This window comes from Candidatus Poribacteria bacterium (genome assembly GCA_026706025.1).
In the GTDB taxonomy this organism is placed as follows: domain Bacteria; phylum Poribacteria; class WGA-4E; order WGA-4E; family WGA-3G; genus WGA-3G.
The window spans coordinates 22,208-35,838 of sequence record JAPOZO010000100.1; the positions used below are offsets into that span (position 1 = coordinate 22,208).

The following is a 13,631-nucleotide window of genomic DNA, read 5'->3' on the forward strand; positions in this document are numbered from 1 at the left end:
ATCATATATAAAGTATAAAGTCAAGGGAAATATTTGGTTTTTTGGTGGGTGTTTATGGTAGGGTTTGAAAATGTGTGGACATTTGCCGGTGTCCGCACCTCTGACACTGTTTCCGAACTTCGCCAAAAATGGGAATAGTGAGTGGCTTCCCAATTTTTTTCAGTATGTAATGAATTGCACTCTAATGAATCTTTCTATCTTGCCCTTTGCCATAAAAATGCCGTCCCTATTGAAGAAAGGGCGACAAACTGATCTATAACAGTTGTCTTGGGGTCAAGACACTCCGCTACTAATGATTTACCAAGACATAGTCGATTTCCGGTCCTCAACCTGTTGCCATAACTCATCAATTTCCTCTTCAGGTGGTGCTGACATTAGAAAATTCTTCCACTGGTTTTTCAGATTCTTGGCAAAATCTTCATCTTCATATTCTAAACCCAGAATCCACTGTTGAATTATACGACCACAACGGACAGCGTTAGCACGTTCTTCACTTCGCATCACCCACCTACGCTGTCCAGTTCGGGTTACAGTAGGAACTAATAAGAAATACTGCCACGGAGCTTGATGGAGCTGCCATTCCAATTTGTTCAGTCCTTTCAACGCATATTGGACAGTGTCAGGAGTAGGGTTTTCAAGATCAGGGAGTCGTCTATTGAGCAGTTCTCGTGCTATTTCTACCAGCATCTGTTGTCCGATGGGCCAAAACAGTAGGTGATCCATTCCATCTTTATCTTTCCTATCTGTAATCTCATGGAAGCGCATTTTCATCGGATCGTTATGAAGGATAGGAAGTTCAGCGAGTAGTCCCTCCCAATATATCAGTAATTCGTCGTAGAGGCTATCAATGTATTCCTCAGGTGGACGAAATTTTTTGAAGGTTTTCAGATCGGCACCTTCATCACTACCTTGTCCCCATCCTGTGGAAATTCTGTTTGATGAACTCAGCAATCTAATATTCATTTCATACAGCGTTTCAATGCTGGTAAAATATGAATCTCCAGTTTTGAGATTTTTGCCCTTTGTAGTCTTAATTCTATCCGATTCTAACTGTCTACGAGCATCTGTGTGAAAGAAAGTGTGATCAGTAATCAATCGTCGTGTGAGAATAGCAAATGTGTCGTCTTCGTCCATAATGATGTTAGTTGCCTGATCCATCGGTTTAGCATAGCGATTGAGATTAGAAAAGAGGCGGCGATACTTTTGCATGAAAGTTTCATTAGGTTCGTTCTGACTCGGCACAACAACGATAACAGAAATTTCGTCATTTTCAAAATCAGCAGGTGCTCCATCGGATGCAGAGTCAGTTCGATCCAGCAATGTTTTAATTGCTGATAAGCGGTGCTGACCGTCTAAGGCATAGTATTTTTGAGTTCCGTCGAATTGCAAGACACCGAATGCTTCGTTAAGCCGACGATCACCACGAAAAAGTGTGAAACGTGGATCTGCTGTAACCTCAACAGCATGGAATTTTGGATTGCCCTCAAGTGCAGCAACGACAATTGAGGAAAAGAAACGGTTCGGCTGACGTTTCAAATATTCCACAATATCTTTCTTTACTCTACTTTCATCTAATACTCGCTGAATTGCTCTATCAAGTGTGCGATCATCATGGACTTCGGAAGCGTACTTTACATTTTGGCTTAGTTCGCTGGCACTCATTTTGACAGTATAATAGTCCCATGTGCCCATTCGTGAACGTAAGGCTGGATACATATTCATAAAAACGTTACCCTCTATTAGGTTTGATAGTTTCGGATTGTAAAGTCTCCAGTGTTAATGGATATTAGGGACAATATCCATGAATTCCCCACTGATGTATGGAAAATTTATACTCAGAATGATTTTCATCAGCTTAATGATGACATGTCTGTTAAACAAGTATCAATTTCACAACAATTAATGAATTATCCGGATATAGAGGACTTCATTTTTTCAACTTGTTGCCACATTTGGTTGCATTCTTCGTCAGGTTGTGCTGGAATTAGTAAGGATGTCCAGAGTTCTTTAAGATCTTTGACTTCGTTTTGATCAAGTTCATCTAGTCCTATGACCCATTGTTGAATTCTACGACCACAACGAATTGTTCCTGCTCTTTGCTCATTTCGCATAGCCCACTTGCCTGCTGTATTGTGAATTAATAAGAAGTAACGCCAAGGGGCATGATGCAATCTCCATTCTAGTTGTCCAAGTCCGACTAATGCTTCGCGGACAGCGTCAGGGGTGGGATTTTCGGGATCGGGAAGGCGTTTGTCGAGTAAAATTCTCACGATTTCTGCTAGCATTTGCTGTCCAATTGGCCAAAACAATAGGTGATCGGTTCCATCCTCATTTTTTACCTCTGGAAGTTCATGGATTCGCATTTTGGTAGTAGGTACATTGTGGAGCACGGGCAGCTCAGCGAGCAGGGCTTTCCAATACATTTCCAATTCTTCGTAGAGGCTTTCAATGTATTCCTCGGGTGGACGGAATCTTTTAAAAGTATTTTCATCCTCGCCTTCTGCACTGGTAGGTCCCCACCCCGTAGTTTCTCTCTGTTGTGATTTCAGCAAAGTGATATTCATCCCATACAAGGTTTCAAGACTAGTAAAGTGCGGGTCGTTAACCGTGAGATTTTTGGTCTTTGTCTTGATCCGTGTTGAATGCTTTTGTCGTCCTTCAGGTGATTTAAAGAACGGATTTTTGTTGATTAATCGTCTTGTAAGAATAGCAAATGTATCATCTTCATCCATAATAATGTTTGTTGCATTATCTGTCTTTTTGGCGTAGCGATTAAGGTTTGAGAATAGTCGGCGATACTTTTGCATAAAAGTTTCATTAGAATCTGTTTGATTTGGTACAACGACAATGACAGAAAACTCGTCGCTCTCAAAATCTTTAGGAGCTCCATCGGACAATGGAGGACCTAGAAGGGTTTTAATTGCTGACAGGCGGTGCTGGCCATCTAAGGCGTAGTATTTTTGAGTGCCGTCAAACTTCAAGAGGCCGAATGCTTCATTAAGCCGTTGATCCTCGCTAAAAATTATAAATTGCGGATCTTCAGTGATCTCGACCGGATAGAATCTCGGGTTTCCATGGAGCGCAGCGACAACGATTGAGGAAAAGAAGCGATACGGTTGACGTTTTAAATATTCTACAATATCCTCACTGTCTCTCAGAGTACGTTGGATTTCCTCGTCCAAGGTAAGTTGAATTTCTTCGTCAGAAGAACTTTCGTAGTATACTGCTGAAGCGAGTTGGACATTATCAGCCAATTCGCGAGCACTCATTTTCACGACATAGTAATTCCAAGCACCCATTTTTGAACATAAAGCTGGATAAAGATTCATTAGTATAAATCTCCATTAGATTTGAAAGTTAGTAAACATCAAGCGGGGCGACCTTCTGTTGTCCTTGCAGGAATGCTTTCCTGTTTGCGATTGGCTGGTGGACCAAAACATTTTATTAGATGTGCCTCAAGTTCCTGTACCTGATTGGAATTTATTTCAGTATACCAATATTCAAGGTTATCACTGAAACATTCTTTTGCCTCTTTCACACCTCTCTTAGGTTTGTTGCAGTGCCTAAGAAATCGTTCCCGGATAGAGTCCTCTGATCTACCGACATAAATGATTTCATACAAATTTTTAAACGGGTATTGATTGAAATTCACCTTTCTGAGTTTAAGACATATTGCATACACACCTGGACCCTCTGGAACATTATCTTGGTACAAAGGATCTAATCTCGTACGCGACCAACAAGTTCCGCTCATGACTTTCAGCAGATTATCCCAATGCTGTTTTTCAAGTGTCCAACCATAGCGCATAATATGTCTTAATTCAATTATTTGCTGTCTTTTTTACAATAACCAAAAGGCTGTTCGGCATTACTTATGGCAAATCAGGCACGGTTCTTCGTCATCCTCATCGTCGTGGACATCCGTGAGGATCTCTATTAGACGACGATTCGGTTTCGCTGTTTTCTTAGATGCCATAGCCTTTTCAGTATTTGCCTTGATCTCCGCTACCCGTTCTGGATCGGATAACTCCTCTAAACTTTCACCTTGGCACCACGTGAACCGTTCTCCCGTCTCTGGGTTGAATTTCTCGTATTCTTTGGCGAGTTCAAAGAGGTCTGGATGCTGCTCTAACAGTCCCACCCACTCGGATTTGCGCTGGAAGAAGCAGAAGTAGCACCCAGAACGCGTTCGCCATTTGTAATAGTCAGGTAACCCGAGTCCACTTTCCTCCAGAATTTGATAGACATCCTCTTTAGTGATGCCGTCCTCTTTGAACGGGTATTTGGGTTCAATGTTACGATGGGCGGAGGTCTTTGGAGGTTTGTAACCGATGCGATCTTCGTCGGCGCGGATAGCAATGTAGTGATATGCTCTGTCTTCGCCGATGTATTCTTCGAAAGGTCTTATTTTAAGGTTAACGGTGCACCAACGGACTTGTGAAGACGGCAGCAAGCCTCCATAAAGCGTCAACCAGTGATCGAAATCTCGGTTTCTGCTGGCATCAGTGTCCATATTGAGGCGCACAATAGGTTTGCCGAGGAATACTTCTAACCGGTCCAAAAACTCATAAGTTTCCGGCAATTCCTTACCAGTATCAGAAAAGAAGTATTCCATCTCCGGCACCCTGTCCCGCATATAAACGGCGAGTGCGGAACTGTCTTTTCCTCCAGAGAGACCGAGCAGATGGCGTGTTTTTTGTCCCATGTTTTCTCCCAAGGTAGTCGTTTACTTTTTATAATCATAACATATATGTGCCAAAAGGTCAAACTGTGCGATTTATTTTTCCTCTTCCATCAATTTTTGTGAGATACGTGCTAAGATGGCGAGACGAAATTCGGAATTTCCATCTACGTCAAATTTATCAAACACTTGCTCAATTTCCTGTTCTATTTTGTTAGCCTGTTCTTCGGTTGTGGCCGGTAAAGCGACAACCTGCTCCTGTTCAGGATGGTTGGGCCTTGTAATACCTATCCGAATTAGTTTGCCTGCCGATGATTCAGTGTGCTTCTGTTTTTCGTATGACACCGCTTCAAAGTGCCGAAATTTCCTTGCAAGTTGAGAGAGGTTACTTTCAAATTGTGCTTTGTCCAAATCTACCCATGATGCAGGCGGCTTTTTGACAAGAAGGGTTGCGATTGCCTCAAGCCAACTCGTGAAATCATGTCCAGCACTATAAACATTGATTAAAAAGCCTTTGAGTTCAGTGTCGATTGTTACTTCCAACAAGGGCTCAGCTCTGGCAGCCAATTCTGCGCGGAATTTTTCTTTTTCGGGACTCAAATTGAAGGCTTCTACGAGCAGCTGCTCAACTGAATTTAGTAAATGGTCATAAGCCTGTTCTAATTCGGATAATGCTTCTTGCAGTGTGTTGAAAAAATCCGAGACTACTTTTGCATCTGTTGCTGTTTCTGCATCAAAAGGGGGGAAACCGAAGGCATCTGGTAACTGTTTAAAAAGAAGCTCATCAGGCTCACGCGCGGTCTGAACAACTTTACGGAGATTTGTCGCTCTATCGCTTAATTCGTGTGTTGCTAATGTGTACTTCGGGAGCTGCGCAATAAAGCGCATGAGCGGCGTGACCACCGTTAACAGATCTAGCTTTTCGGTTTTCACCGGTTGGTTGAGCATCTGCAAAAATTGTGCGAATACATCCGCACGGATACCGGCCATCCGAAACCGCTTTAGTTCAAATTGATGTGGTGCTTTAAGTAGCCTTTCAAGGACCGGCATTGACAAATCAGCAATAAAGGATCCATTTTCATAGAGCGCGACTTCTGTTTTGTAATGAAGCATCACAGCGCATAAGAGAATTGGGAGTGGACCCTCCCTTAGGCCTAATGGCGGCTCCTTGAGGCATTGATAGAAATTTTCGACGGGTTGTCGATCGCTTTCACACTTGACAAGAAACGCTTCAATTGCTTCCCATGTAGCTACCATTCTACCATTATCATTTAGTGTTTCTGGTGGATGGAATCCCCACACACCTGAGACTTCGCGATGTATGCCTGTATTCCATAAGAGGGAACGGTAGATACTCATCTGGGGTGGATAACCGGTGAAACCTAGGTTTTTCTTAGCACTGTCTTCAAGCATAGCTTGAATTAATTTCTTTCGTGCGGTTGTTACAGCACCAGAGATCTTACGTCGATTGATTAGTTCGTTCCGAATAAGAGGCGTCTTGTCGTAAATATCGTCACAGATTTTTGACAGATATGTGTTCCTTGATTTTGGCGAGTTAATACTTGCAGGTTGCCCCATATGATACCATGTACAAGAACCCTCACTGCCTCCCTCAAAAATGTTTGTTAACCTATCAGATACTTCTTTTTCTGCTTCTATCATCCGTGCGGAGAGTTCACGTCTCGCAACTGCATCACTGTCGAGTTCAGGTGTGTTTTCCTCAATCCAACGTAAACGGACGAGTTCAGTTACAGCATCATTCAGAAAACCGATGGAATTTGGAATGGCAATTAACGTCGCTTGGTGCTTTACGGTATCTATTTCACACGCTGTTTCAATCAGTTGTGCGACTTCTTGTTCGTTTGCAGGTAGTGCATAGAGCAGAAGTCCATCCGCATCGCCGAATGGTTCTTTCAAGTTTGCGTCAAAGTTTTCAAGATCGGTGTACCGGACAGTAAAGTAGCGCAACGTACCGGTTTCAAATAGATGCCTTCGGGCGACGAGGGGACGTGTTGAGGTATAGTGTGACAAATTGGTGGCGAGTGGGGCTTTGGTGTCAACGTGCGTTGATGCCTCACGGAGTTTTACCTCAATGTCTATGTCGCTTCCTTCCCAAAGCGCGTAAATATTATTGTAACGACGGTAGGTGACAATTGAGCGGCTTTTCAAAATTGAGAGGGCGTTCTTAAATTCATTGGCAAATTCTTCTGTGTTATCGTCTAGCGCGTAATAGAGCAACCGCTCTGAGGCTTTCAGGTTGGGAATTGCTTCGCCAACAACTCCGAGTAGTCCAATGGTTTTAATGAGTTGGAGTACCATAGGAGCGGGATCTGACAATTGATTTATAGCAGATTCAATTTCTGCCCACTTCTTGCCATTATATGTAGTGTAGAGCCGATTCCCTTGTGTAACATTGAGATAGTCGTACAGATCCGCAAGCGAGAACGTAGGTAGAGAACTGCCATCGTAATGTTGAAGGGATAAGAAATCTTGTAGTCCGTTTGGTTCATTTGAGCTGAGGAAAGCGAAGAGAGAACGTTCGTTTTGTGCGAACCGCCGGAAAAGCGGACCGATAAGGAGTGCCACCGTCGGATGAAGCGGTAAGCAACTCTCTAATAAATAAATAAATTCGTTTTCGTCAAGTTGACGCGGCTTAAGTCCTAAGTCAATTGCTGTATTCAAGTTGTTCTTCTGGAAAACTTCTGAGCACCTTTCTAATGCTGTTCCAACTAAATGGAGGACCTGTTCTGTAGATTCTGAAAAAGCAATATCCTCGAATCTTCCTTGAACTTTTGCCCACTCTTCTTGTTGTGATTTACCGACGCGTTCAGCATAGAGTTCGAAAGCCTGATGAAGAATCGTTATTAAGAAGAGTGGCGTTTTCGCACTTCGGTCTGCAAATTCGGCAAGTGTCTGTAGAACAAACATATCCCCTTGTGCCGGGTGTTGTGTGGCGTACTCGAGAAACTTTCCGAGTTCGTCGATCACAAGTAGAAGACCTGAGCCGCCGGATTCACAAATCTCATGCGTTGCTGACTCAAATAGGACAGTGATTTCTGAGGCAGATGAGGGCATTCCATTTTCTACTGTTTCCAACAGATTTTCGAGGTCCTGTAACAATGAAGTGGAAGTTACTGTGTCGTTGGAAAAGGTGAGTCTATGCCTTAAACCTCTTAGGAGATTGTGTGAGAGTGACGCGCGTTCTCCAGAGATGAGCACGGGACAAAACCCTGATAGTGTTTTTTTCCCGTTTCCATTTGGACTCACAAATCGCTCATAAAGCGAAACATCCGCAACTCTCAACACTTCTAGTGCCTGTTGAGTGGTAGGAGCATCAGGGTTTCCAAGGAGTTTTGCGGCGAAGAGGGCAAATGCTGATTTTCCTGACCCATAGGGGCCAGTGAGCGACCACGCCTTTGATGACGCTTCATTTTCAAGCGTTGAAATGACTCGTGATAACGTTTCCCGTGCAGTAGCGGTCAAAACGTATCCATCTAAGGCGTTTTCCGTATAGAAGTCGCGTTCGAGATGAACTGAACGCTGGAAACGCCCTTTAACTTGGAAGAGATCTGATAAGGGAACATTATCCATAATATCTCTCTAAAAATTCCATCGGATTTAGATCCTTATGTCGAGAAACCTGTTTCAGGTCAGCAGTTTCGTCATATCGTAACGCACTATCGGTGAGGTCTTCAAGTCTTTCAAGATACAAGATCATCGTATTTTCGTCTAATCTGAAGATTCGTCCGGGGCTTAGTGGGTCATACATCAATTCTCGAAACGACATTTCAGCAGTTGCAGAGAAACGAGCATCCCAAAAGGCAACCAGCGTTGCTACGACAATTTCAATCGGCAACGATTCTTTTTCGCCTCGTTGGAATTCGTATCCATCTCTATCGGGCAATTCAGCGAGTAAGTTGAGTTCAACAAGCGGACAATCAAAGGTTTCCTCGGCTACGGCGGTGTCAGAATTGTGACGTGACTGGCAATAGGTTCGGATAAAGCAATGGACATCTCGTTGAAGTGTGTTGTCAGCGACCGATCGCATGGATTCCTTTTGCTGCAGTGTCCACTCGTACAATTCTGTTTTGAATGTATCGGATACGAATTGGTTTTCCCTTAAAATGTTAAATGCCCAGTACCATGCGGTTGCCTGATTAATATTCGTTGCGATTTTCCAGTGAATCAACCACAGAGTGGCGGGGTCGTCAAGGTACGGATCAAACCCATCTTTGTCGTCAAAAATGGCTTTGCCGAAGGGAGTGGGAACAAACCGCCCACGTTCATAAGGGGCCGTCCTAATAAGCCCCACAACGTTACACCAATGCCGGATGGAAGCCACCATGTTTTTTCCGACCCCTAAAGTAACAGAAGCGTCTTCTGATGAAAAGATAATCGGGTCATCTGTTACAGCATCAACGCCTTTTTTCAACCACGTGTACCTAAAAGGAAATGTCTGGTGGCCCGAGAAGGAAAAGTTAATGTTATCTAAATTAGATGTGGACTGAATTTTCATGTTTTTTTACATGCCTTAAGGTGATTCATAGTTGCTAAGTGGATAAGTAGGAAAAATCTCCTTTCTCATACAATTTCCCCCAATCAGAAATTTATTGCTAAGCGGGTTGTAGGTGTGGAAATCCTATGTCCACTGGATTTGGAGAAACCCTCGCTGGCAGGTAGAAGGAAGGTGTCTCACTGTTTTTTTTCGAGGTTTGAATCAGACCTCGGAGTGCCTTGTTAACAGAGGCATAGTCTGGAAATGCTTCAAAAACATCGGGTTCTAACTTGACAACGAAGTTACCGGACCCCTTCGGTGTTTGGTCTACAACCCTTCCGGTTAAGTGGAAGGAAGGTGTCTCACTGTTTTTTTTCGAGGTTTGAATCAGACCTCGGAGTGCCTTGTTAACGGTTGCATCATCTGGAAATACCGCAGCAATATCAGATTCTAACTTGATAAAGTTACCAAACTGATTGCGCGTAGGACCTAACTTCCGGACCCGCAAACTTCTTAGGTCATACTCTGGACGAAGTTCGTCTTGAACTATCGCGTGATTCTTGTTCATAAGTTTCTTTCTCTTTGCAGGTTGTATTTGCTGGTATTAATCGAGTGAATCATACTTCAGCAAAAATCAAGAACAAAGTAATCTTATATTTTCTTTCATCCTTCTTGGTATTTTTGTCTCTCACTGGGAGTAACTTCTCTCGCGGAGATCAATCGAATCACATTTTCTTTATCGGTAAATGATACAAATAATAAATTACGTTGTACTGACTGACCAATGATAATATATCGGTCTTCCTCAGAAGAGTGGACTGGATCATCAAAAATAATATAAAAATGATTTCGGAAAACAGTTTTCGCTTCATCAAATGACACGTTGTGCTTCGACAGGTTCGTCGCGGCTTTATTTTTATCCCACTTAAATTTCATTAAGACTAACCTAACATTAGGTGTATTAAATTGTTCACTTGAAGTCCGAATCTATCAGTATAAATCCAGTTAAAAACACTGTTAGTTTTGTTATTATTACCTCAATAATTTTCTCAAACAACGAATAACAAAATGGAATGTCTGGTACCTTTGAAAAAAGAAAGACTCGTCAGGTACAGTGGGCTTATGGGTTTGGTGATTAAAAAATTCTCCATATTACTTATTATACGATAAATAATAAAAAAAAACAACAGGTTTTTGTGAAGTGAAGTTAAGAAATCGGACTCGTGGATATAAGAGGAATGGTATGTCGCGCCGTTTGAGTATGAATAGAAAAAATTCACTCTCTAAATGATCCGAGAAATCTGTGTAAAATGCAGCGTGAATAACTTTCCGTGGTTACAGTGAATCAGTAGCGATTTTCAAAACGGGTGTTTGCACGGACTTGGGGTTCAATTGATAACCGGCATTCAAGCGTATTCAGTATACTCCTAAGCATGTCCAACAGCGGCGCATTCGCCCCAGATAATGCTTCCAAAAAGGTTTCAGGGTCAATGCTGGTGTGTTTAGAAAACTCAGAAATCCCGCCCTGCGATTCTACAAAGGTCTGGAGTCCCCTTACGCGCTTTCTCCGTGCGCACCTCGGCAATTGCTTGTTCGATATCTGCTTGTGCTTCTTCTTCGCTCACTGCTGGCACTTTTTTCCATATTCTATCCAACACTGAAAAGGCTTTCTCGCGCTGTTGAAGCATCTCCTCGTAGGCCTCAATGGGAACAATGGCAGCAAGCGACTTGTTGGCATCTTTGACAATCAATCGGTCTCCGTTGCGGTAGACACCATCGAGCAATTCGCCAAGTTTCTGTTGTAATTCCGTTGCTGAGACTTCTTTTCTCATCGTTTTCTCCGATTATTATCGTTGGTATACGAGACACGAAGGATATTTTTAAGTATACCATAGATTCGCCGAAAGGTCAAAGGTTTTTGTTAAATTAGAGGAACGTCGCGTAAATTCCTATACGGTCGTAGGAGTGGGAAACGAGAAATCACACAAAAAACGCTCACAAACGCCTATGGAGACTGGATTTACAGCAAAAATCAGAAAATTATCAAAAAAAAAAACGCAAAATTACGTCACATTCCTACGTCACACGTAGTTTCTGCACGTTACATGTGACGTTTTAAACGTCACATTAACGTCACATCTTAACTCTCACTGCAAGGCAAACTGATAACTGAAAGGTTTTCGCAGAAATACCTATGCAAAAACACTCGCGCCTACAACAAGAGATTGAAACAGAGGCTGGTGATGTGTTATAGTAACAGTTAATTGTAAGCTATATTAGAGAGACGACTCACCTGACATGCACATTGAAACACTTGATTACCCTTTAATCCATATTCCTGCTGGGGCGTTTACGATGGGGACGATTCCGACTGGGATGCGGAAGACGGATCCAGAGGAACCGCAACGGAGCGTCCGACTTGATGCTTATGCTATCGGTATGTATCAGGTCACGAATGCACAGTATGCGGAGTTTGTGGAGGCGACGGGGTACGCGCCTCCGGAGTTCTGGGACGATGAACGTTTCAACGCGCCGGATTTTCCGGTCGTTGGGGTGAGTTGGTACGATGCTGTCAATTTTTTGGAGTGGCTCGGTGCGCTGGAAGGTGTGGCGTATCGGTTGCCGTCGGAGGCGGAGTGGGAGAGAGCGGCGCGCGGCACGGATGCTCGTGAGTATCCTTGGGGCGATGTATGGGATGCGAGTCGGGCGAATACGTCGGAGTCGGGGAATAAGCGGTTGCTGCCTGTCGGGAGCTATGCGTCGGGTGTGAGTCCTTGTGGGTGCTACGATATGGCGGGTAACGCTTACGATTGGTGCTTCGATTGGTTTCACATGGAGGCGTATAAGTACTCGTCTGATGAGAATCCGTTGGGTGCGAGTGAAGGTCGGCGGAAGGTGATTCGGGGTGGTTCGTGGATTGCACGGGGTGAGTTTGCGGCGCGTTGTGCGAATCGTGCGGCGTATGAGCCGATTCGAGGGCTTCATAACGTCAGTTTTCGGGTTGCGGTGGATCTGTAGAATGGTTTTCAGTTATCAGTTATCAGTTTTCAGAAAGAGGGTTCTGATTAAGGTAATCTTTTTTCAATGCCCCTTTGCATCTCTGGTTTTGACGAGCATCGGCGCGGTTGCTTGAAGATTAAATAAATATTTCGGTAATTCTTACAGATCGCGAGCACAGCTCGCTCCTACCAAGAGGTTTTTGATGCATTACCGAATTAAATTCTTAAACTTCATCAAACCGCGCCTGCTAATTTGAGTGCCGTGATATGGATAAGAAAGAATTAACCAAACACTATCAAGATTTTCGGGATGCGTTGTTGGTGTGGTTTGAACGTTACCAGCGCGAGATGCCGTGGCGCAATACGGACGATCCGTACCGGATTTGGGTCTCTGAGGTGATGCTCCAGCAGACACAGGTTAAGAAGGTTATAGACTATTATGAGAAGTTCATCGCGAGATTTCCGAGTGTGCAGGATTTGGCGGCTGCGCCGCTACAAGATGTGTTGAAAGTCTGGGAAGGGTTGGGGTATTATGCGAGGGCACGGAATCTCCACAAAGCGGCACAGGTTATCGTGAACGAACTGGATGGGGAAATCCCATTGGACTATGCGACTTTTCGGAAGTTGCCGGGTGTTGGCGATTATAGTGCGGCGGCGGTGCAGAGCATCGCTTTTAACGCGCCATACGCGGCGGTGGATGGGAACATCAAACGCGTGTTGGCGCGCCTGTTTCTGATGGATGCGCCGATTAACGATGCGAAGTCGGCGAAATTGTTTCAACAAAAAGCGGATGCGCTTTTGGATCGGGACGCGCCAGGACTTTTCAATCAGGCGATGATGGAGTTGGGGGCAATGGTCTGTCGTCCGCAGTCGCCGACGTGTCTGGTGTGTCCTGTGAATGCGTTTTGTGAGGCGTTCGACACGATGCGTCAGGAGGAGTTTCCGAAACGGCGCGAGTCGAAACCTACACCGGAACACTCTCTCGCTGTTGGGGTTATCTATAATTCGGCAGGTGAGGTACTGATTACGCAACGGCAACTTGATGGACTGCTCGGTGGACTCTGGGAGTTCCCCGGTGGTGAGATTGCTGATGGTGAAACTGCTGAGGTGGCGTGTGTTCGCAATATCGCTGAGGTTGTCAATCTCTCTGTCAGGAATGTGCGGTATCTGACGCGCGTGAGGCACGCGTTTACGCATTTTAAGATCGTGGTGGATGTGTTTCGGTGTGATTATGAGGCGGGTGAGGTCGTGTTGAATGGACCGCGGGATGCAAAGTGGGTTGCGGTTGCGGCACTGCGGGATTATCCGCTTCCGCGTGCGACGCATAAGTTTTTGGATGAGTTAATAGCCGTCGGCTGTCAGCGGTCAGCAGTCAGCAAGAACAGCCGTCAGCCGTCAGCGATCAGCAGTCAGCAAGAATAGTTTCCATCAGCCATCAGCAGTCAGCAAAGAGGGA

The 13,631-nt window shown here is 44.3% G+C and carries 9 protein-coding genes and 1 pseudogene; 2 read left to right on the forward strand and 8 right to left on the reverse strand.

Features of this window, described 5'->3' with window-relative positions; all coding sequences use genetic code 11:
* Positions 1 to 297: 297 nt before the first annotated feature.
* The 8 genes and pseudogenes from OXH00_25500 to OXH00_25535 all read right to left on the reverse strand — a co-directional run bounded on the left by OXH00_25500 (position 298) and on the right by OXH00_25535 (position 11,008).
* A complete protein-coding gene (locus OXH00_25500; protein MCY3744385.1) occupies positions 298 to 1,722 on the reverse strand; it encodes a DGQHR domain-containing protein in 1,425 nt (474 codons plus the stop codon).
* A 185-nt stretch (positions 1,723 to 1,907) separates the two neighbouring features.
* Positions 1,908 to 3,329: a DGQHR domain-containing protein gene (locus tag OXH00_25505; GenBank protein MCY3744386.1), complete on the reverse strand. Its 1,422-nt coding sequence runs from the start codon at positions 3,327 to 3,329 to the stop codon at positions 1,908 to 1,910.
* A gap of 539 nt (positions 3,330 to 3,868) precedes the next feature.
* The gene (locus OXH00_25510) at positions 3,869 to 4,705 is read right to left on the reverse strand and encodes a phosphoadenosine phosphosulfate reductase family protein (GenBank protein ID MCY3744387.1); all 837 of its coding nucleotides are present in this window, start codon (positions 4,703 to 4,705) and stop codon (positions 3,869 to 3,871) included.
* 72 nt (positions 4,706 to 4,777) lie between these two features.
* Positions 4,778 to 8,272: a hypothetical protein gene (locus OXH00_25515; protein MCY3744388.1), complete on the reverse strand. Its 3,495-nt coding sequence runs from the start codon at positions 8,270 to 8,272 to the stop codon at positions 4,778 to 4,780.
* Positions 8,265 to 9,113 (reverse strand): DUF4007 family protein, encoded by an 849-nt coding sequence (locus OXH00_25520; GenBank protein MCY3744389.1) that lies wholly within the window; start codon positions 9,111 to 9,113, stop codon positions 8,265 to 8,267. The genes OXH00_25515 and OXH00_25520 overlap by 8 nt, the downstream gene beginning before the upstream one ends.
* A 430-nt stretch (positions 9,114 to 9,543) precedes the next feature.
* Positions 9,544 to 9,744 (reverse strand): annotated as a pseudogene (locus tag OXH00_25525) (hypothetical protein).
* 95 nt (positions 9,745 to 9,839) lie between these two features.
* The gene (locus OXH00_25530) at positions 9,840 to 10,112 is read right to left on the reverse strand and encodes a BrnT family toxin (GenBank protein ID MCY3744390.1); all 273 of its coding nucleotides are present in this window, start codon (positions 10,110 to 10,112) and stop codon (positions 9,840 to 9,842) included.
* A 575-nt stretch (positions 10,113 to 10,687) separates the two neighbouring features.
* Positions 10,688 to 11,008, reverse strand: coding sequence for a type II toxin-antitoxin system Phd/YefM family antitoxin (locus OXH00_25535; GenBank protein MCY3744391.1), 321 nt, complete (start codon positions 11,006 to 11,008; stop codon positions 10,688 to 10,690).
* A 466-nt stretch (positions 11,009 to 11,474) separates the two neighbouring features.
* On the opposite strand from OXH00_25535, the gene OXH00_25540 reads away from it, so the two are divergent.
* The gene (locus tag OXH00_25540; protein MCY3744392.1) at positions 11,475 to 12,194 is read left to right on the forward strand and encodes an SUMF1/EgtB/PvdO family nonheme iron enzyme; all 720 of its coding nucleotides are present in this window, start codon (positions 11,475 to 11,477) and stop codon (positions 12,192 to 12,194) included.
* 248 nt (positions 12,195 to 12,442) lie between these two features.
* Positions 12,443 to 13,597 (forward strand): A/G-specific adenine glycosylase, encoded by a 1,155-nt coding sequence (gene mutY, locus OXH00_25545; protein ID MCY3744393.1) that lies wholly within the window; start codon positions 12,443 to 12,445, stop codon positions 13,595 to 13,597.
* Positions 13,598 to 13,631 lie beyond the last annotated feature (34 nt).